Consider the following 19,267-nt stretch of genomic DNA (forward strand, 5'->3'; position numbering starts at 1 on the left):
GTTTTAGTATGTTAGTTTAATTATCTAACAAGCCCATTTTTATAGCATGTTTGGTAAGACCAGCTAAATTTTTCACGCTTAACTTTGATATTAAATTCTTTCGATAGCTTTCTATAGTATGCTTGCTTAAAAATAATTTGTCTGCAATTTCTTGAGTCGTATTCTCTTCAGCAATAAGCTTTAGCACTTCAATTTCTCTATCTGTCAAGTTTATTTCTTCTGATTTTTTGTTTTCAAACATAGCATCAGTATAAGCCTTTTTTATTTCTGAAGAAAAATATTTTTCACCGCCAACAATACTTCGTATTGCAGTAAGTAATTCTTCTTTTTCGGCATTTTTAGGCACGTAGCCATCCACGTTATTTCTGATGAGCTTATCAATCATTCCACCATCAATATGCATACTTACTACTAATGTTTTAAGAGCGGGGTATTTTTCTTTTACAATTTTATTTAATTCAATACCATCCATTTCAGGCATGGTTAAATCTGTAATTAGTAAATGAATATCATCAGCTCCATTTATTGCTAAATATTTTTCGACCTGAGCTCCATTTTTAGCGGTTAGGGTTATCGAAAATTCAGGTGCTTCATGAAGTATGCTTATTAGGCCATCAATAAACATTTTATGATCATCAGCAATAATTAAATTGTAATTCATTTTATACGTTTTTTATATTCGGAATTTCAATAGCTATAATAGTACCTCTATTTATATTAGAGTCTACACGTAAAATTCCATTTATAACTTCAATTCTACTTTTAATATTTCCTAGTCCAATACCATCTGTTGTCGTTGCAATATCAAAGCCTTTTCCATTATCTTCGAAAAGTAAGGAAAGTTCGTTAGCTATCAAATTTAAATGAATATCAACTTTAGTAGCTTCGGCGTGTTTTAAGGTATTCGTCATTAATTCTTGAAGAATTTTAAAAAGTTCCATTTGAACTTTTTCTTCAATAACATTAATCTCTTCAATAGGGTGGGGGTGAAAACTCACCGCTAGCATATTTGTTTTAGAAATAGAGTTCGCATACTCTTTAATTAAATCGGTAAAAGCGTTTTGTTTAAATTTTTTAGGTATAAGAGTGTGTGAAATGTCTCTAACCAATTGATAGGTTTCATCAATTTGACCATTAATTGTTTTTAAAGCTTCAGAGTTTTTGGCAAAACTAGATAATTGCAGTTTTATACCCGCTAAATTGCCTCCAATACTGTCATGTAGCTCTTGTGCGATACGTTTACGCTCTTCATCTTGCCCTTCTATAGCTGCTTTAATTAGGTTCAATTCTTGCTCTTGTACAAGCGATTTTACTTTTTGAGTATTAATCTCATCTTGTTTTTTAGATAATTCGCTCTGTGTTTGTATTTTTTGATAGTACACAAATAGCAATGCTATAATAGGAATTAAAATAATTAAGAAACCAATTAAAAAAGCATTTTTGTAAGTACGTTGTTTGTCCAATTCAACCTCTTTAATTAATTTATCTTCTTTTAAACTAGTAATAGACTTTTCTTTTTCTAACGTTTCATATTGTACTTCTAACTCTTTTACAATTGCTTGTTGTTGTTTTGTTTTTATTTTATGCTGCACATTAAACAAATGAGTCATCGTGGCATATGCATTTTTGAAATCGTCTTGTTTTGCAAACGATTTAGATTGTAAAATAAGCATCTCTTTTTGAAAAGTAAGGTTTTCGCTATCTATCGCATTAATATATGCCATTGATAATCCAATTGTAGCTGCATCATAAAAGCCTTGGTTGTAATAGTATCGGGCTATTAAAAGAGAGCCTTCATAGTAAATAGCATCCAAACCATTAGTTTTAGCCTCATTTCTAGTATCTTCAAAACTCTGAAATGCTTCACCGAGTTCTCCTTTGGCTTCGGCTAGCTTGGCAAGCTCTAGTTGTATCGTAAGTTTCATTTCCAAATCATCTAAAGATTTAGAAATTGTAATGGCATCATTATAGTAGCTTTCTGCTTTTTCAAAATCTTCTTTAAAGCGATACGTTTTACCCAATAATAAATTGGTTTCAATTTTTAAAGAAGGATATTCTGGAGCAAATTCGGTTAATGATTTCTGTAAAATTGTAATGGCTTTAGCGTAATTGGATTGTTGTATGTAGCATTTTGCTAAGCCTAACTTGTTTTTATATTGATATTCTGTATAATTCGTTTTCTCAGCATCTTGCAAGCCTTTAATATGCCATTTAATAGCATTTTCAAATAAGCCATTCAATAAATTTCCATTACCTAAATAGTAGTGTGCTTTGGCTAAATACCTGTTTTTTATATGCTCTGTTTGGTCCCAACCTCTAATTTCTTTTACGTAAATGTTAGCATAATTTACAACAGAATCTATATTGCTTTTTTGAGTATGGTGCTCGATAAGTTGGTCAAATATTGAAAAACGTTGAACACCATATTCAGCAGTTTTTAATTTATCAAAAAAAGGCTTTAAAGTATCAGACCCTTTCCTTGCTGACCATCCAAAATTTATAGTGTTAGAAGTTTTTTTAGTGGTGTCTTTTTCTTTTTCAGAATTTTGAGCAGATACAACTAGTGAAAAAAAACAAAAAATAAGGAGTGTATTTATTTTTAATATTTTAAGCATAACCTGTCTACGTTTCATTAGAAATGGGATTAAATTTTTCATATGAACAATTTTTAACAAAGGTTAGATGAAAAATGTAATAAAAATACATCAGTAAAAGGGAATTTAGCTCCCTGAAAACAGGGAGTGTTCTATTTTTTTTCTAAAATAGATTTTACAATCATTTGAGCATGTACTCTTGAGTTTTCTATAAACCATTTGTGAGTTTCCATACCGCCACAAATAACACCAGCTAAATATAAATTAGATACATTAGTTTCCATAGTATCAGGGTCGTAATTAGGAAGCCTCTTTTCATCATCAGATAGTTCGATGCCTAATTTTTCTAAAAAACTAAAATTCGGCTTGTAACCGATAAGTGCAAGAACATAATCATTATCTAAAGTTACTTCTCCTTCAGGAGTGTTAATTATAACTTTATCAGATTCAATTTCTTTAATAGTTGCGTTATAATAGGCTTTAATACTACCTTCTTCAATTCTATTTACAATATCAGGGCGTACCCAGTATTTAACTCGTTGCCCAATTTCATCACCTCTAATAATTAAACTAACATCAGCACCCTTTCTATAACACTCTAATGCAGCATCAATGGCAGAATTACTAGCGCCAATAACTGCTATTTTCTGTTGTGCGTAAAAATGTGGATCATTGTAGTAATGTTTCACCTTATCTAAATCTTCACCTGGTACATTCATTGTATTCGGAATGTCATAAAAACCAGTTGCGATAACTACGTTTGTGGCTGTATATGTTTTTTTTGAAGAGATAACGGTAAATATATCGTTAGCAGAATTTATATTTTCTACCTTTTCGAACAAATTAATATTGAGTTTGTTACTCGTAACTATTCTGCGATAATATTCAAGAGCCTCACTACGCCTTGGTTTTGCTTCGTTACTAATAAATGGTATTTCATTAATCTCTAATTTATCAGAAGAAGAGAAAAATTGCATGTTAACCGGGTAGTTAAATAAAGAGTTTACAATAGGGCCTTTTTCTAAAATTAAATAAGTAAGTCCTTTTTTTTGAGCTTCTAAACCGCAAGCAATACCAATTGGTCCACCACCAATAATAATAAGATCGAGAGTATTCATTACGCAGTAGCTTCTTTAAGTTCTTTAATCGTTTGAGTCGGATTTTCGCTATTAAAAACAAAACTACCTGCAACTAAAACATCTGCACCAGCATCATGTAAAGCTTTAGCATTTGAAGCTGTAACACCGCCATCAATTTCAATTATAGTGTTAGCTCCTTTTTTTTGTATTAAAGCTTTAAGTGCTTTTACTTTAGTATATGTATTTTCAATAAATGATTGGCCTCCAAAACCAGGATTTACACTCATTATAAGCACAATATCAATATCATTAATAATGTCTTCTAATAAATTGATGTTTGTATGTGGGTTTAATGCAACACCAGCTTTCATTCCTTCAGCTTTAATGGCTTGTAGTGTTCTGTGCAGATGTGTGCATGCCTCATAATGAACAGTAAGATTTGCGGCACCTAAATCAGCAAAAGTTTTAATATATCTGTCAGGGTCTACAATCATTAAATGTACATCTAACGGTTTTTTAGCATGTGTATTTATTGTTTTTACAACGGGCATTCCGTATGATATGTTTGGAACAAAAACGCCATCCATAACATCAATATGGTGCCAGTCGGCTGTACTGTTCTCAACCATTTCTATATCACGTTGAAGGTTTCCAAAATCTGCTGCTAAAAGCGAAGGTGCTATCTTAATTTTACTCATCTGAAGAATAAACTTTTTCTGTTTACACAAAAATAGTGAATTTGAGGTGGTTCTTTAGTTAGAAAAAGATTAATGGTGACTCAAAAAGATAATCAAGATAGTAGAACTATTGATTTAATTGTCTCAGCCCTTCATATACAGCAATACTTACTGCATTAGCAAGGTTTAAACTTCTAATGTGATTACTATGTAGTGGTATTTTGTATAACTTATCAGTGTTAGCAGAAATAATGTCTTTTGATAAACCTGAAGATTCTTTGCCGAAAATTAAAAACATATCATCTGTAAACTTGATATCCCAGTGAGTTTTATTTCCGTGGCTAGAGAAGTATGCAAAGTTTTTGTTTTTATGTTGCGCATAAAAATCATCAATGCTTTCATAAATAGTAAGCGATATATGTTTCCAGTAATCAAGTCCAGCTCTTTTTACACGTTTATCACTTAATTCAAAACCAAAAGGTTTTACTAAATGTAGGTGACTACCTGAAGCTAAACTTAAGCGCCCAATATTGCCAGTGTTATTAGGTATTTCAGGTTCAAATAAAACAATATTTAAAGCCATTATTATTTAATTGATTGTAGATATAATTGTTCAACCTTTTCTCTTGCCCATGGTGTTCTGCGTAAAAATTTTAAGCTAGATTTTATTGTAGGGTTACTTTTAAAACAATTGATATTAACTTGTAATGAAAGTTCTTTAAAGCCATATTTTTCGACTAAAAATTCAAGTATATCAGCAAGTTTAACTCCGTGTAACGGGTTGTTGAGTTGTTTTTGATCTTGTTTGTCTTGCATAAATAATTAAAAAAAGAAGTGTTGGGAGAACTTTAAATTAAAAACTCCGGTAATCAGCCGGAGTTTATTCATCAATCAAAAAACGAACAGTCATGATAACTGTTGTTATAGTTCACAAATTACAATTTTTAGAACAATTTTCCAATACAGGATATTCTTAAGAGTAATTTATGCTTGAGTTTTACCCAAGATATGTTTTTAAAATTTTACTTCTTGAAGTATGTTTTAATCTTCGAATAGCTTTTTCTTTAATTTGACGAACACGTTCTCTTGTTAAATCAAAAGTTTCACCAATTTCTTCAAGCGTCATAGAGTGTTGACCAGCAAGACCAAAGTATAAGCGAATAACGTCAGCTTCTCTTGGTGTTAATGTTTCTAAAGCCCTTTCAATTTCAGTTCTAAGTGATTCGTGCAATAATTCTCTATCAGGGTTTGGAGACTCACCACTACGTAATACATCGTAAAGGTTAGAGTTTTCACCATCAATTAATGGAGCATCCATAGATACGTGACGGCCTGAATTTTTTAAAGACTGTTTTACATCATCAACAGTCATATCTAATTCTTTTGCAATTTCTTCTGGTGAAGGCTGGCGTTCATGTGCCTGCTCTAAGAAAGCAAAAGTTTTATTAATTTTATTGATTGAACCAATTTTGTTTAAAGGCAAACGCACAATACGAGATTGCTCTGCTAATGCTTGTAATATAGATTGACGAATCCACCAAACGGCATAAGAAATAAACTTAAATCCACGCGTTTCATCAAAACGTTGAGCAGCTTTAATTAAACCTAGGTTACCTTCGTTAATTAAATCAGGAAGAGTAAGTCCTTGGTTTTGGTATTGTTTTGCAACAGATACCACAAATCTTAAGTTTGCTTTGGTAAGTTTTTCCAAAGCAACTTGATCACCTTTTTTAATTCGCTGAGCTAATTCTACTTCTTCATCGGCAGTAATTAAATCTACTTTACCAATTTCTTGTAAATATTTGTCTAACGAAGCGGTTTCCCTGTTGGTTACCTGTTTTGTAATCTTTAGCTGTCTCATCTAAATATCCTTATGTAAATTATTGTTGTGCATTGGTTGCATTATATTATACGTTGAAAAAAAACAAATGTTACATTTATGTAGTGTTATTTTGCATATATCGGATTAAAAGCAAAAAAAAAGGCCTTAATTGTTCAAATTAAGGCCTTTGTGTATTTAAAAGAGAGGTGTTTTTTAATCCTCTTTCTTATCTTCTCTTGGTTTTCTATCGTCATTTCGGTTATCACGACTTCTGTTGTCACGAGAACCTCTATTATCACGTCCACCAGAACGTTTGTCATCTCTTGGTGGTCTTGCTACATAACCTTCTGGTTTTGGTAACAATGCCTTACGAGAAACTTTTTCTTTACGTGTTTTTGGATCTACACCGAAGTACTTCACATCAAAAACATCACCCATGTTTACTACATCAGATACATTTTCAGTACGTTCCCATGCTAATTCAGATACATGTAATAAAACTTCATTTCCTGGAGCTTCAGCATATTCTACAACTGCACCAAAATCTAACATTTTAATTACTTTCACTTCGTAAGCACTACCAACTGTAGGTTTAAATAATAAAGAATCTATTTTTGCCATAACAGCATCAATACCTTTATTACCAACACCTAAAATTTCAACGATACCTTCTTCAGTTACTGGATCTTCGTTAATAACGATAGTTGTCTCAGTCTCTTTTTGCATCTCTTGTATTACTTTACCACCTGGACCAATTAAAGCACCGATAAATTCGTTTGGAATTCTTCTAGTAACCATTGTTGGAGCGTGATCTTTTACGCTTGCAGCTGGAGCAGAAATAGTATCAGTAATTTTACCTAATATATGTAAACGACCTTCGCGAGCTTGTTTTAGTGCATTCACTAAAATTTCGTAGCTTAATCCTTTTACTTTAATATCCATCTGGCAAGCAGTAATACCATCTGAAGTACCTGTAACTTTAAAATCCATATCTCCTAAATGATCTTCATCACCTAAAATATCAGATAATACAGCGTATTTTCCAGATTCTGCATCAGAAATTAATCCCATTGCAATACCAGAAACAGGTCTTGTCATTTGAACACCAGCATCCATTAATGCCATTGTACCAGCACAAACAGTTGCCATTGAAGAAGAACCGTTAGATTCTAATACTTCAGATACAACACGTACTGTGTAAGGACAATCAGCAGGAATCATTCCTTTTAAACCACGTTGCGCTAGGTTACCATGACCAACTTCTCTACGAGATGTTCCTCTTAATGGTCTAGCTTCACCTGTACAAAAAGGAGGGAAGTTATAATGTAAATAGAAATTCTCTTCGCCTTCATAAGATGGCATATCTATTTTATTAGCATCTCTAGAAGTACCTAAAGTAACTGTTGCTAATGCTTGAGTTTCTCCACGAGTAAAAATAGAAGAACCGTGTGTTGATGGTAAGTAATCTACCTCACACCAGATTGGTCTAATTTCGTCAGTCTTACGACCATCTAAACGTAAACCTTCATCTAATGTTAAAGTTCTAATTGCAGCTTTTTCAGCTTTAGCGTAATATTTAGAAACTAAATCACCATAATCAGCTAATTCTTCTTCAGAGAAAGTTGCTTTAATTTCTTCTTTAATTTCAGAAAATGCAGTACTTCTTTCTTTTTTAGAAGAACCTGCTTTAGCAATAGCATATACTTTATCGTATGCCATATCATGAATTTTCTTAGCTAAATCAGCATCTTCTCTTTCAGCAGTGTATTCACGTGTTTCTTTTTTACCAAAAGCTTCTGCTAATTTTACTTGAGCAGCACATTGTACTTTAATAGCTTCATGAGCAAACTTAATTGCATCTGCCATTTCTTCTTCAGAAATTTCATCCATTTCACCCTCAACCATCATTACAGAATCAGCCGATGCTCCAATCATCATATCGATGTCAGACTCTGCTAATTGAGCTCTAGTTGGGTTAATAACGAATTCACCATTAACACGTGCAACTCTTGCTTCAGAGATTGGACACTCAAATGGGAAATCAGATAATTGAATAGCTGCTGATGCTGCTAAACCTGCCATTGCATCTGGCATAACATCATCGTCATGAGACATTAATTGAATCATAACTTGTGTTTCAGCGTGGTAATCTTTTGGGAATAATGGACGTAAAACACGATCCACTAAACGCATTGTTAACACTTCACCGTCACTAGGTCTTGCTTCTCTTTTAAAGAAACCACCTGGGTAACGACCTGCTGCTGCAAATTTTTCACGGTAATCTACTGTTAACGGTAAAAAATCTACATCACTTTGTTTGTAGTTAGAAACAACTGTACATAATAACATACATTTTCCTGATTGTACTACAACCGAACCATGAGCTTGTTTTGCTAATTTTCCGGTTTCGATAGAAATTTCTCTTCCATCGCCAAGGTCTATAACCTCTTTAAAAACTTTTGGAATCATAAAATTGATTTATAACCTGCTTTATACAAGTTAGTTAAACTTTGGTCTTTGCCGTATCAAGGCGGACAGTTGTTGTGCTGTGTAGTTGTGCGACCAATGAAAAACTATGTGCAAGCTTTTTGTGCCTTAACGCCTTAAGGACTTTTTATAAAAAAAGGGAAGCATAAAGCTTCCCTTTTGAAATTATTTTCTAATTCCTAATTCTTTAATTATAGCACGATATCTTGTAATATCTTTCTTAATTAAATAATCTAAAAGGCTTCTTCTTTTACCTACTAGTTTTACTAAAGAACGTTCCGTGTTAAAATCTTTACGGTTGTTTTTTAAATGCCCAGTTAGGTGGTTGATACGGTGTGTAAATAAAGCAATTTGTCCTTCAGCAGAACCTGTGTTTGCTTCAACACCTCCGTGTTTTTTAAAAATTTCAGCTTTTACTTCTTTTGTTAAATACATTCCAATATTATTTTTAAATGATTTTTATGTATATGATTGAGTTTTTCAATCAGTTTGCAAAGATACTATAAATTTTATTATGACCTAACAGGATTATTTTGAATTAAATCAATGTATAGGTTTATTTTACTTTTTAAATTTTTTCTATGTGATATAAAATCTAAAAACCCATGCTCTAATAAAAACTCTGCTGTTTGAAAACCTTCAGGAAGGTCTTTACCTGTAAAATCTTTTACAATTCTTGGGCCAGCAAAACCAATTAAGGCGCCTGGTTCAGAAATATTTATGTCACCTAGCATAGCATATGATGCTGTGGTACCACCAGTTGTAGGGTCGGTACATAATGATACATAAGGTAGGCCTGCATCAGCAAGTTGTGCTAATTTAGCTGATGTTTTAGCTAATTGCATTAATGAAAGCGCAGCTTCCATCATACGAGCACCACCAGATTTTGAAATCATTATAAATGGTACTTTCTTTTTTATCGCTTGATCAATACCACGTGCAATTTTCTCTCCGACAACACTACCCATTGATCCGCCAATAAAAGCAAAATCCATGCAGCAAATAACAACATCTTTTCCTAGTGATTTTCCAACACCAGTTCTTACGGCATCTGTAAGTCCTGTTTTTGCTTGAGCGGCTTTTAAACGCTCAGCATATTTTTTAGTGTCTTCAAATTTTAAAGGATCTTTAGAACTTAATTTAGCATCTAATTCTTTGAATTTGTTATCATCAAAAAGTATTTGAAAATATTCGTTACTACCAATTCTTACATGGTAATCATCTTCTGGACTTACATAAAAGTTTTTTGCTAGTTCATCTGACTCAACAATTTTACCTGTTGGAGATTTATACCAAAGACCTTTAGGAGTGTCTTTTTTTTCTTCCGTTGCTGTTTGTATTCCTTTTTCTTTTCTCTTAAACCAAGACGACATACATTGAATATTTAATTAAAAACGGATTGTTTTAACGTTTTAAAGTGTGTTAACATTATTAAGGTCTTCAAAAGCCTTTTTTAAACGTGTAATAAAAGTTTTTTCCCCTTCACGTAACCATACTCTTGGATCGTAAAACTTTTTATTAGGCTCATCAGCACCGTTAGGGTTGCCAATTTGTCCTTGTAAGTAATCTTTTTTATCTTGAACATAATCACGAATACCTTCTAAGAAAGCATATTGTAAATCAGTATCGATATTCATTTTAATTACACCGTAGCTAATACCTTCTCTAATTTCTTCAACTGTAGAACCTGAACCACCATGGAATACAAAATCAATATGATTATGCTCTACATTGTATTTTTTTGAAATATATTCTTGAGAATTTTTTAATATTTTTGGAGTTAATTTTACGTTGCCAGGCTTGTAAACACCATGAACGTTACCAAAAGCAGCTGCAATTGTAAATCTAGGACTTACTTTTGAAAGTTCTTCGTAAGCATAAGCTACTTCTTCGGGTTGTGTATATAATTTAGAATCATCAACATCAGAGTTGTCAACACCATCTTCTTCACCACCTGTAATACCTAACTCTATTTCTAAAGTCATTTCCATTTTAGCCATTCTTGTAAGGTACTCTTTACAGATTGCTATGTTTTCTTCCAAAGGCTCTTCTGATAAATCTATCATATGAGAGCTAAATAAAGATTTTCCTGTAGCGGCATAGTGTTCTTCACTAGCATCTAAAAGTCCATCTATCCAAGGTAATAATTTCTTAGCACAGTGGTCAGTATGTAAAATTACAGTTGCTCCGTAAGCTTCTGCAAGTTGGTGTATATGTTTAGCTCCTGCTACTGCACCTTGTATAGCTGCTTTTTGACCATCATTAGATAATCCTTTACCAGCGTTAAATTGAGCACCTCCGTTAGAAAATTGAATGATGACAGGAGCATTTAAACTTGCTGCAGTCTCTAAAACACTATTTATTGTATCTGATCCGATAACATTTACTGCAGGCAAAGCAAAGCCTTTTTCTTTAGCATAGTTAAATACCTCTTGTACTTGATCTCCAGTTGCAACACCTGGTTTGATATTATGAGCCATAATTTAATTTTGTTAAATTAGTTATATTCTAAAGTTGTTAGGCAAAAGTAATAAAATTATTAAGAGCTTATTATGTTTTTGTGTCTAAACAAGCTTGTAATCACATATAAATTTATCTATAACGTTTTCGAAATACGATACGCTTAAAACTATTGTTTAGAATGGGTAATTAATACCTATTTGTATTACGGAATCTGAAAAATTAAAATCTCTAAACCATCTTTTTGATATTTCATTTGCCGGATTATAGGTTTTAAATCCTAAATCTACTCTGAAAACAAAGTAAGTAAAATCATAACGGACGCCGAAACCTGTTCCTAAGGCAACGTCTTTTAATGAACTTATTCCGTTAAATGTCGCATCAGGGTCTTCTACATTGTCATATACATTCCAAATATTTCCACCGTCAGCAAATAAAGCTCCTTTTATATTACCAGCTATAGGAAACCTATATTCTAAGTTCAATGCAATTTTTAAATTTGCTTCATTAAAATCATTTTCATTATCTGTTCTTCCTGGTCCTAATGAGTATGGACTCCAAGCTCTGTTGTCGTATGAGCCACCTGCAAAATAACTTCTAGCAAAAGGTATGTTGTCTGAATTACCAAAAGGTACAGCAATTCCGAAGAAGCTTCGAAAAGCCAAAACGTTTGAAGGTGATAGCTCCCAATGTTTTATATAATCGAATTCTGTTTTTACATACTGAGAGTATGGAACTCCTAGAATTAATTTATTTTGATTTTCATCTTCTTCAAAGTTTATAACTTCAGATATGGCTGAAAGAAAATTACCAGCACTTTCTAGTTTAAATTTAAATTGATGAAAGCTATTGTCTGTTAAGGTTGCTTTGTTGCTTTTAGAAAAAGAGTAGTTGGTTGTAAATATTAAATTGTTTTGTGTTAATCGATCTCTTCGTTCTTCAAGACTTCTGACTTGGCTAAAATCGTCTTCTGTTGATGCTACAGAACCTGATAAAATGGCATTAGTAAAACCCGTTGTTCCATCAGGTATAGTTAGTCGTAATCTACCTGTGTCATCAGTATCATCGTAAAAGCTAGTCAGTGAAGGTTCAGTTTCATAATCATCAGCAATATTATCTAATCTACTATAACTGTTTTGGTATACATTGTAAAATCTATCTTGATTTACATTGCGAACATATTGTATGTTTAATAATTCTATTTGGTTTTTGACTTCGGTTTTTGGTGTCCAATTATAACCCAAAATAGCATTAAATGTTTGCTTATCTAAGCCTATGTTTTTTTGTAAACTAGTACCTACGGTTACTCTAGTTTGTGGTAACATGTAAAAGGGTATAATTTTTTTTGTATCTACAAAAGGCATCCAAATTCTCGGAAAATCTAAAGTAACATCACCACCAAATTCTAAAATATTAAAAAATTGAGTATCAGTAATGTTTGGGTCACTTGAAGCTCCAATATTAGCTCTTCCTGAAATGCTTAAATTTTCTGCACCTCCAAATACATTACGGACAGTAAGGGTTGGTGTAAATGATAGGCCAGCAAATTGAATGTTAGACCTTGTTATATCAGCATCAAAACCAAAAGAGTATTTGTCTCTAGCGCTCAAGTAAATGTTGGTTTTTAAAGTTGCATTACTGCTGTCAGGAATAATCTCTATTGTGGGGTATTTAAAATTATTAAGACTCGTAATTTGTCGGTACGTTCTTACTCTGTTAATATCTCTATAAATACTGTCTTTTTTTAAGAAAATGGCGTCAGTAAGTGCTTTTGGCTTATATTTTAATTTTCTTTTATAGAGTATCTTGAAACCGTCATAAGAAATAGAATCGAGCTCACCAGGTTTATTTGCATATAGGTGATCTGCATAAATGTTAATTTCATTAAACTTATACACCTTATATTCAGTTTTACTTGTATCGCCTCTTTTTTTAAGATTATCAATATTTAATTGAATTTCCATTTTTTGATCATCAGCGGTTACAGTTGTATCTGATATAATATTGTAAAAAATAGAGCTTTCTTGAAAGTTATAAACGCCGGTATTTCTAAATAGGTCAGTTAAACGCTCTCTTTCATTATTAAAATTGGTAAGGTCGAATTGCGTATTTTCATCGATATAGGAGTCTTTTTTATTTAAAAGATAAATAGAATCTATAGCAGGAGATGCGATTTTTCTAAAAGTAGTATCAACTATAAATGGCTTGCCGAGATTTAGATTGTAAGTAACTGTAGCTCTTTTTTTTCTTTTAGAACTATCTACTTGATAACCTCCTGTGGTATTAAAATAACCTCTATTGCCGTAATATGCTTTTATTCTGTTTAACGACTTATTTGTTATAGCGGTATCAATTATTACAGGTGCTTCTCCTATTTTTTTTAGCCACTCACTATAACCTTTTACTACAAAAGATTCACCTAGACTATCTAATTGTTTTTTTGAAATAAGATTTTCAAGCCTCTTTTCCCTTTTTTCTTTTTTATGTAACCAAACTTGGTATGATGAATCGGGATCTTTTTTTGCTAAATTATATAAGTTAAGCCTAAGTGGGTAGCCTAGTAATTTGCTGTTTGGTTTTTGAGAAATAAAACTTTTTACATTAGCGTCTTTAACCTTTTCTTCATTAGCTTTAATTGTATAGCCAATGAGAAGAAGCTCATCATCCTCAACTCTTTTTAGAGCATTGCAAGACGTGATTATGAAAGCTAAAAATAATAAGACTATTTTTACAGTATTGTTTTTCAAACTCTAATAGATTCTCTTAAAAATCAAAAATACGTTATTTGTATGGTTGGTAAAAGCCAAATAAAACTTATAAAAAGCTTGCAGCTCAAAAAAAACCGAAATCTACATAGGTTATTTGTCGTTGAAGGTAAAAAGACAATATTAGAATTATTAAATTCTAGTTTAGAAGTACACTATTTGTATAGCACAAACGAAGAGTTTGTTGCTTTATATAGTGATATATCAGAATTAATAAGCGCAGTTGATTTAAAAAAGATAAGTAGTTTGGCGACGCCCAATGGTTTTTTAGGTGTGTTTAAAATTCCTATTTCGGAAACTGTAGATTTGAATGATTGGATAGTGGCGCTTGATGCTGTGAGTGACCCAGGAAATTTAGGTACAATTATTCGTCTTTGCGATTGGTTTGGAGTCAAAAATTTAGTTTGCGGTGCTAATACTGTAGATTGTTACAACCCAAAAGTACTACAGGCAACAATGGGGTCTATTACTCGAGTTAATTTAGTTTATACTGATTTGATTGAGTTTTTAGCAACAGCAACGATACCTGTGTATGGTACTTTTATGGATGGAGCTTCTGTGTATACTACTGAGTTGCCTAAAAAAGGAATTTTGGTAATGGGAAATGAAGCTAATGGAATTTCAGCTGAGGTTGAAAAAGCAATAACTAAAAAAATAGCAATCCCTCAGTTTGGCATTAAAACTACTGAGAGTTTAAATGTAGCAACAGCAACCGCTATTTTATTAAATGAAATTAGAAGGTCTTAATTTTTATTCAAAAGTAAAATTCACAAAAACACCTCTAGTTTGTATCGCATTCAAATTCCCTGTCCACGGACTATTAGGGTCGTTATCAGGTACAAGTTCATCTGTTATAGCAAAAACACCTCTAATCGATGGTGAAAATTTAAAATATTCTGTATAAAAATCGATACCGAAACCAAGCTCCCAATTGAAAACATTTTTTTTCATTCTAAAAGTGCCACTTTCATTATCATCAAGGCTTTCTTCGTTACTACCTAAATTTAATGAATTAGAAAAACCACCGACAATAAAAGGTTTCCAGTTACCTAATCTTCGGGTACTAACTTTTAATAGAATAGGGAAATTTATATAGGTAGATTTTACTTCTCTAATAGCATCTCTTTCGTCAATAAAACCAGGAAACCCAATTGTTCTTTGGGTGTAAAATAATCCAGGTTCAAAACGAACGTCTAAAAATTCATTAATTCTTAACTCTCCAATTAACCCGACATTAAAACCTGTGCTAGTAGATACTAAATTGTCTCCGTTTGTTGGATTGTTTTTATAATCAAACTTAAAATCATATTGGTTAAAGCCTAAGTAGTAACCCCAGTTTAAAAGAGCTTCATCTTCATTTTCGATGTTTATGATAGGCCTTTCATTAAACTGAGCATTCGCAGATAGACATAACAATAAACCTATTAATAAGAAAAAAATATTTTTCATAACTTACTTTGTAGCTACATAAATAGAAGCCACCCCAAGTGTTTGGGGTTTGTTCTCTATATCTATAAACCCAATTTTTTGTAAAATATTGTTGAAAATTTTTCCATGAGGAAAAACAGAGGCAGATTCTGATAAATATTCATAAGCAGAATTGTCTTTAGAAAACATTTTTCCGATTTTAGGCATTATTTTTTTTGTATAAAAATTATAGCCTTGTTTAAAAGGAGCCTTAGTAGGTACAGATGTTTCTAGTATTACCAATGTGCCTCCTGTTTTTAAAACACGGTATATTTCAGACAAACCAATTTCTAAATTCTCAAAATTTCTAACACCAAAAGCTACTGTAATTGCATCAAAAGTGTTTTCGTTAAAAGGTAAATTTTCACTATCACCAACAATCATTTCGATGGTGTTATCTAATTTTTTTTGTGCAATTTTTTTCTTCCCGACAGATAGCATACCAGGTGAAATATCTAAGCCAACTATTTTGGAGGCTCCAGTTTCTACAAGATTAATTGCTAAATCACCAGTGCCAGTAGCAATATCTAAAATAGAAGAAGGATTTTTTTTCTTTAATATATTAACAACTCTTTTTCTCCATTTAATATCAATACCAAATGAAATTACACGATTTAGTCCATCGTAGTTGGTTGATATGGTATCGAACATTTGAGTTACTTGTTCTTTTTTACCTAAATCAGAATCTTTATAAGGAGTAACTTTTTTACTCATGACTGCAATTTTTGGCAAAGATACAATATCGAATTTGCTTATTGTAGCTATGTTGTGCAATAAACTTGATGTTATTTAGTTTTTTACTAGATGGATTAAATTGCAACAGAATAAAATTATGTAATTTTGCACAGTAATTTTTACAACTTTTAAAAAGACGCTTTACAAATATTTTTACCATTCTGGGATATTCCAATTTATTTAAATCTCAATTTTCTTAAAAAGATATAGTACAGATTTATGGAAAACAATTTTTTCAACAAATGAAGATTATTATAGCAGGTGCAGGTGAAGTTGGGTTTCATTTAGCGAAATTACTTTCATACGAATCCCAAGATATTACACTAATAGATTGTGCTAAAGAGAGCCTGGCTTATGCTGATTCACATTTAGATATTCGGGTTTTAAAAGGAGATGCTACATCTGTTTCGGTTTTACAAGATGCACAAGTAGAAAAATCTGATTTGGTTATTGGTGTTACAGCCTCAGAAACTACAAATTTATTACTTTGTATGTTGGCGAAACAAATGGGATGTAAGCGTACCATAGCCAGAATTTCGAATACGGAATTTAAAAAAAATAAAGACATTGTAGATTTAAAAAAACTTGGAATTGATGAGTTAATTTCTCCTGAAGAGTTAGCGGCTACTGAAATTCAATTATTATTAAATCAATCAGCATTTAATGATACGTACGAGTTTGAAGATGGTGCTTTGATAATGGTTGGTGTTTCGTTACCTAAATCAGCTCCTTTTGTTGGTAAAATGGTGAAAGAAGCAGCAAGAGTTTTTCCTAAGCTTCATTTTATGCCTATCGCTTTACAGCGTACAGGAACTCAATATACAATAATACCAAGAGGTGATACTGTTTTTAAAGAAGAGGATCAAGTATATTTTATAACTTCTAAAAAAGGGGTTGAAGAGCTTTATAAGTTGACCGGAATGGTTAAGAAAGACATTAAAAACGTCATGATTCTTGGGGGGAGTAAAGTTGGGTTTAAAACGGCTAGAGATCTTTGTGCTAAAAGTTTTAACGTAAAGCTGATTGAAAGTAAAAAAGAAAAAGCTTTTGATTTATCAGACGATTTACCAAATGCACTTATTATTAATGGTGATGGTAGAAATGTAGAATTGCTAGAGGAAGAGAATCTAGAGTCTATGGATGCTTTTATTGCAGTTACAGGTAATTCTGAAACTAATATAATGTCTTGTTTGGTTGCAAAATCTAAACACATTAAAAAAACGATTGCCTTAGTTGAAAATATGGATTATTTTCAATTATCACATTCAATAGGTATTGATACTTTAATTAATAAAAAACTTTTAGCAGCAAATCATATTTTTAGACATATTCGTAAAGGTGAGGTTGTTGCTATGACTAGGCTGAATAATTTAAATGCCGAAATTTTAGAATTTATAGTTAAACCAGATTCAGCAGTGAACGGTAAAATTATAAAAGAATTGGATTTCCCGAGAGATGCTACAATTGGTGGTGTTATACAAGATGGAAATGGGATTATTGCATTGGGTGATTTTAAGATTACTCAAGGAGATAGAGTTGTAGTGTGTTGTCTTCCGAGTGCAATTCCTAAAATCGAAAAAATGTTTCTTTAATGAATCTTAATTACAAGATTATTTTTCATCTAATGGGACTTTTGTTGCTTTGCAATGGTGGTTTCATGATTTTAGCTGCTTTATTTAGTGGTATATATGATGATGGTGTAACCTTAGAAATTACTTTTGCAGCTATTGTAACTATGATAGTTGGTGTGCTTTCTATGTTTTTAACCAGAGATCATAAAAAAGAGGTTAAGAAAAAAGAAGGTTATATTATAGTAACTTTTGGTTGGTTGGTAATGTCGCTATCTGGTGTGTTGCCATACATGTTTTCTGGAGCTATACCTGATTTTACAAATGCATTTTTTGAAACAATATCTGGCTACACTACAACGGGAGCTTCTATTTTAGATGATATTGAAGTACTGCCAGAAGGTATTTTGTTTTGGCGTAGTTTAACACATTGGATAGGGGGAATGGGTATTATTGTTTTAGCAATCGCAATTTTACCATTACTAGGTATTGGTGGTATGCAACTTTTTGCAGCTGAGGCTCCGGGTCCTAGTGGTGATAAGCTTCACCCACGTATAACAGATACAGCAAAAAGGTTGTGGTTAATTTATTTTGGATATACAGTAGCTGAAACTATTTTATTAAAGCTTGCGGGAATGTCTTTCTTTGATGCTATAAATCATTCTCTAGCAACATTGTCAACAGGTGGTTTTTCTACAAAAAACTTAAGTACAGCGTATTGGAATGATCAGCCTTTAATACAATATATTATTATTTTGTTTATGTTTTTAGCGGGTAGTAACTTTGTTTTAAGTTATTATGCTTTTAAAGGTAAAGTGCAAAAAATACTTAAAGATGAGGAGTTTAAGTATTATAGTATTTTTGTATTTGCTTTCACTATTGTAGCCTCGTTAGTTGTCTATTTTAAAGCAAATGTTCCGTCTTCAGACTATTACCCAATGGTTTTAGGGGAGTGGGAAAGCGCTTTTAGGCATTCTTTATTTCAGGTTTTGTCAGTGATAACAACAACAGGTTTTGTAACAGCAGACTTTACTAACTGGACTCACTTTTTAACGATATTCTTTTTCGGTTTATTTTTCTTAGGTGGTTGTGCAGGTTCTACATCTGGGGGAATTAAAGTTATGAGGCATTTGTTAATTATAAAAAATGGCTTATTAGAGTTTAAAAGAACATTGCATACAAACGCAGTAATACCCGTTAGGTATAATAACAAAACAGTTAGAGAGCATATTGTATATAATATTATAGCATTTTTTGTTTTGTATATGTTGATGTTTATAATAGGTTCACTTGTTTTAGGGGCTCTTGGCTTAGATTTTGAGTCGGCTATTGGAGGTTCGGCATCATCATTAGGTAATGTAGGGCCTGGCTTGGGTTCTCTTAACCCGTTAAGTAATTTTAATAGCTTGCCAGCTTTAGGGAAGTGGTGGTGTGGTTTTTTAATGTTGTTAGGTAGGTTAGAGCTTTTTACGGTACTTATTTTGTTTACACCATATTTCTGGAAAAAAGTATAATATATTTAATAGTTTTTTATTTAAAAGAAGCTTAGTAATTAAGAATATAATGCATAAAAAAAGCGCCTACATAATTTGTAAGGCGCTTTTGCAATAAAT

At 32.1% G+C, this 19,267-nt stretch carries 17 protein-coding genes; 3 read left to right on the forward strand and 14 right to left on the reverse strand.

Annotated features, from left to right (window positions below):
* Positions 1–16 precede the first annotated feature (16 nt).
* The 12 genes from H0I23_RS00955 to H0I23_RS01010 all read right to left on the reverse strand — a co-directional run bounded on the left by H0I23_RS00955 (position 17) and on the right by H0I23_RS01010 (position 13,866).
* Positions 17–661, reverse strand: a complete 645-nt coding sequence (locus tag H0I23_RS00955) for a response regulator transcription factor (protein WP_216784609.1) — start codon at positions 659–661, stop codon at positions 17–19.
* A 1-nt stretch (position 662) separates the two neighbouring features.
* Positions 663–2,657 carry a histidine kinase gene (locus tag H0I23_RS00960; protein WP_254073628.1) on the reverse strand — a complete coding sequence of 665 codons (1,995 nt, stop codon included), beginning with the start codon at positions 2,655–2,657 and terminating at the stop codon, positions 663–665.
* An 89-nt stretch (positions 2,658–2,746) separates the two neighbouring features.
* On the reverse strand, positions 2,747–3,712 hold the full coding sequence (locus H0I23_RS00965; protein ID WP_216784610.1) for a YpdA family putative bacillithiol disulfide reductase: 966 nt from the start codon (positions 3,710–3,712) through the stop codon (positions 2,747–2,749).
* Complete coding sequence (gene rpe, locus H0I23_RS00970; protein WP_216784611.1) at positions 3,712–4,371, reverse strand: ribulose-phosphate 3-epimerase; 660 nt, start codon at positions 4,369–4,371, stop codon at positions 3,712–3,714. The genes H0I23_RS00965 and rpe overlap by 1 nt, the downstream gene beginning before the upstream one ends.
* A 106-nt stretch (positions 4,372–4,477) precedes the next feature.
* On the reverse strand, positions 4,478–4,933 hold the full coding sequence (locus tag H0I23_RS00975) for a tRNA (cytidine(34)-2'-O)-methyltransferase (protein ID WP_216784612.1): 456 nt from the start codon (positions 4,931–4,933) through the stop codon (positions 4,478–4,480).
* A 2-nt stretch (positions 4,934–4,935) separates the two neighbouring features.
* Positions 4,936–5,166: a VF530 family DNA-binding protein gene (locus tag H0I23_RS00980; RefSeq protein ID WP_216784613.1), complete on the reverse strand. Its 231-nt coding sequence runs from the start codon at positions 5,164–5,166 to the stop codon at positions 4,936–4,938.
* A 181-nt stretch (positions 5,167–5,347) separates the two neighbouring features.
* On the reverse strand, positions 5,348–6,211 hold the full coding sequence (locus tag H0I23_RS00985) for an RNA polymerase sigma factor RpoD/SigA (protein WP_216784614.1): 864 nt from the start codon (positions 6,209–6,211) through the stop codon (positions 5,348–5,350).
* A gap of 174 nt (positions 6,212–6,385) precedes the next feature.
* On the reverse strand, positions 6,386–8,641 hold the full coding sequence (locus tag H0I23_RS00990; RefSeq protein ID WP_216784615.1) for a polyribonucleotide nucleotidyltransferase: 2,256 nt from the start codon (positions 8,639–8,641) through the stop codon (positions 6,386–6,388).
* A 183-nt stretch (positions 8,642–8,824) separates the two neighbouring features.
* A complete protein-coding gene (gene rpsO, locus H0I23_RS00995) occupies positions 8,825–9,094 on the reverse strand; it encodes a 30S ribosomal protein S15 (protein ID WP_216784616.1) in 270 nt (89 codons plus the stop codon).
* A 77-nt stretch (positions 9,095–9,171) separates the two neighbouring features.
* A complete protein-coding gene (gene accD / locus H0I23_RS01000; protein ID WP_216784617.1) occupies positions 9,172–10,032 on the reverse strand; it encodes an acetyl-CoA carboxylase, carboxyltransferase subunit beta in 861 nt (286 codons plus the stop codon).
* A gap of 39 nt (positions 10,033–10,071) precedes the next feature.
* Positions 10,072–11,139, reverse strand: coding sequence for a class II fructose-bisphosphate aldolase (gene fbaA / locus H0I23_RS01005; RefSeq protein ID WP_216784618.1), 1,068 nt, complete (start codon positions 11,137–11,139; stop codon positions 10,072–10,074).
* 156 nt (positions 11,140–11,295) lie between these two features.
* Entirely contained in the window at positions 11,296–13,866 is a 2,571-nt protein-coding gene (locus H0I23_RS01010) for a BamA/TamA family outer membrane protein (RefSeq protein WP_216784619.1), read from the reverse strand.
* A 42-nt stretch (positions 13,867–13,908) separates the two neighbouring features.
* On the opposite strand from H0I23_RS01010, the gene H0I23_RS01015 reads away from it, so the two are divergent.
* The gene (locus tag H0I23_RS01015) at positions 13,909–14,631 is read left to right on the forward strand and encodes an RNA methyltransferase (protein WP_216784620.1); all 723 of its coding nucleotides are present in this window, start codon (positions 13,909–13,911) and stop codon (positions 14,629–14,631) included.
* Positions 14,632–14,634: 3 nt separating this feature from the next.
* On the opposite strand, the gene H0I23_RS01020 is transcribed toward H0I23_RS01015, so the two are convergent.
* Entirely contained in the window at positions 14,635–15,333 is a 699-nt protein-coding gene (locus tag H0I23_RS01020) for a porin family protein (RefSeq protein ID WP_216784621.1), read from the reverse strand.
* A 3-nt stretch (positions 15,334–15,336) separates the two neighbouring features.
* Complete coding sequence (gene ubiE, locus H0I23_RS01025; RefSeq protein ID WP_216784622.1) at positions 15,337–16,065, reverse strand: bifunctional demethylmenaquinone methyltransferase/2-methoxy-6-polyprenyl-1,4-benzoquinol methylase UbiE; 729 nt, start codon at positions 16,063–16,065, stop codon at positions 15,337–15,339.
* Positions 16,066–16,328: 263 nt separating this feature from the next.
* On the opposite strand from ubiE, the gene trkA reads away from it, so the two are divergent.
* Together trkA and H0I23_RS01035 are read left to right on the forward strand one after the other, a co-directional pair.
* Positions 16,329–17,678, forward strand: coding sequence for a Trk system potassium transporter TrkA (trkA, locus tag H0I23_RS01030; RefSeq protein WP_216784623.1), 1,350 nt, complete (start codon positions 16,329–16,331; stop codon positions 17,676–17,678).
* Entirely contained in the window at positions 17,678–19,168 is a 1,491-nt protein-coding gene (locus H0I23_RS01035; RefSeq protein WP_216784624.1) for a TrkH family potassium uptake protein, read from the forward strand. The genes trkA and H0I23_RS01035 overlap by 1 nt, the downstream gene beginning before the upstream one ends.
* Positions 19,169–19,267: the final 99 nt, after the last annotated feature.

The sequence above is a fragment of the Cellulophaga sp. HaHaR_3_176 genome (assembly GCF_019021925.1).
Classification (GTDB): Bacteria; Bacteroidota; Bacteroidia; order Flavobacteriales; family Flavobacteriaceae; genus Cellulophaga.

Excerpts from the sequence above, each read along its gene's own strand:
- H0I23_RS00955 (WP_216784609.1), bottom strand. The coding sequence starts at position 661 with ATGAATTACAATTTAATTATTGCTGATGATCATAAAATGTTTATTGAT.
- H0I23_RS00960 (WP_254073628.1), bottom strand. The coding sequence starts at position 2,657 with ATGAAAAATTTAATCCCATTTCTAATGAAACGTAGACAGGTTATGCTT.
- H0I23_RS00965 (WP_216784610.1), bottom strand. The coding sequence starts at position 3,712 with ATGAATACTCTCGATCTTATTATTATTGGTGGTGGACCAATTGGTATT.
- rpe (WP_216784611.1), bottom strand. The coding sequence starts at position 4,371 with ATGAGTAAAATTAAGATAGCACCTTCGCTTTTAGCAGCAGATTTTGGA.
- H0I23_RS00975 (WP_216784612.1), bottom strand. The coding sequence starts at position 4,933 with ATGGCTTTAAATATTGTTTTATTTGAACCTGAAATACCTAATAACACT.
- H0I23_RS00980 (WP_216784613.1), bottom strand. The coding sequence starts at position 5,166 with ATGCAAGACAAACAAGATCAAAAACAACTCAACAACCCGTTACACGGA.
- H0I23_RS00985 (WP_216784614.1), bottom strand. The coding sequence starts at position 6,211 with ATGAGACAGCTAAAGATTACAAAACAGGTAACCAACAGGGAAACCGCT.
- H0I23_RS00990 (WP_216784615.1), bottom strand. The coding sequence starts at position 8,641 with ATGATTCCAAAAGTTTTTAAAGAGGTTATAGACCTTGGCGATGGAAGA.
- rpsO (WP_216784616.1), bottom strand. The coding sequence starts at position 9,094 with ATGTATTTAACAAAAGAAGTAAAAGCTGAAATTTTTAAAAAACACGGA.
- accD (WP_216784617.1), bottom strand. The coding sequence starts at position 10,032 with ATGTCGTCTTGGTTTAAGAGAAAAGAAAAAGGAATACAAACAGCAACG.
- fbaA (WP_216784618.1), bottom strand. The coding sequence starts at position 11,139 with ATGGCTCATAATATCAAACCAGGTGTTGCAACTGGAGATCAAGTACAA.
- H0I23_RS01015 (WP_216784620.1), top strand. The coding sequence starts at position 13,909 with ATGGTTGGTAAAAGCCAAATAAAACTTATAAAAAGCTTGCAGCTCAAA.
- H0I23_RS01020 (WP_216784621.1), bottom strand. The coding sequence starts at position 15,333 with ATGAAAAATATTTTTTTCTTATTAATAGGTTTATTGTTATGTCTATCT.
- ubiE (WP_216784622.1), bottom strand. The coding sequence starts at position 16,065 with ATGAGTAAAAAAGTTACTCCTTATAAAGATTCTGATTTAGGTAAAAAA.
- trkA (WP_216784623.1), top strand. The coding sequence starts at position 16,329 with ATGAAGATTATTATAGCAGGTGCAGGTGAAGTTGGGTTTCATTTAGCG.
- H0I23_RS01035 (WP_216784624.1), top strand. The coding sequence starts at position 17,678 with ATGAATCTTAATTACAAGATTATTTTTCATCTAATGGGACTTTTGTTG.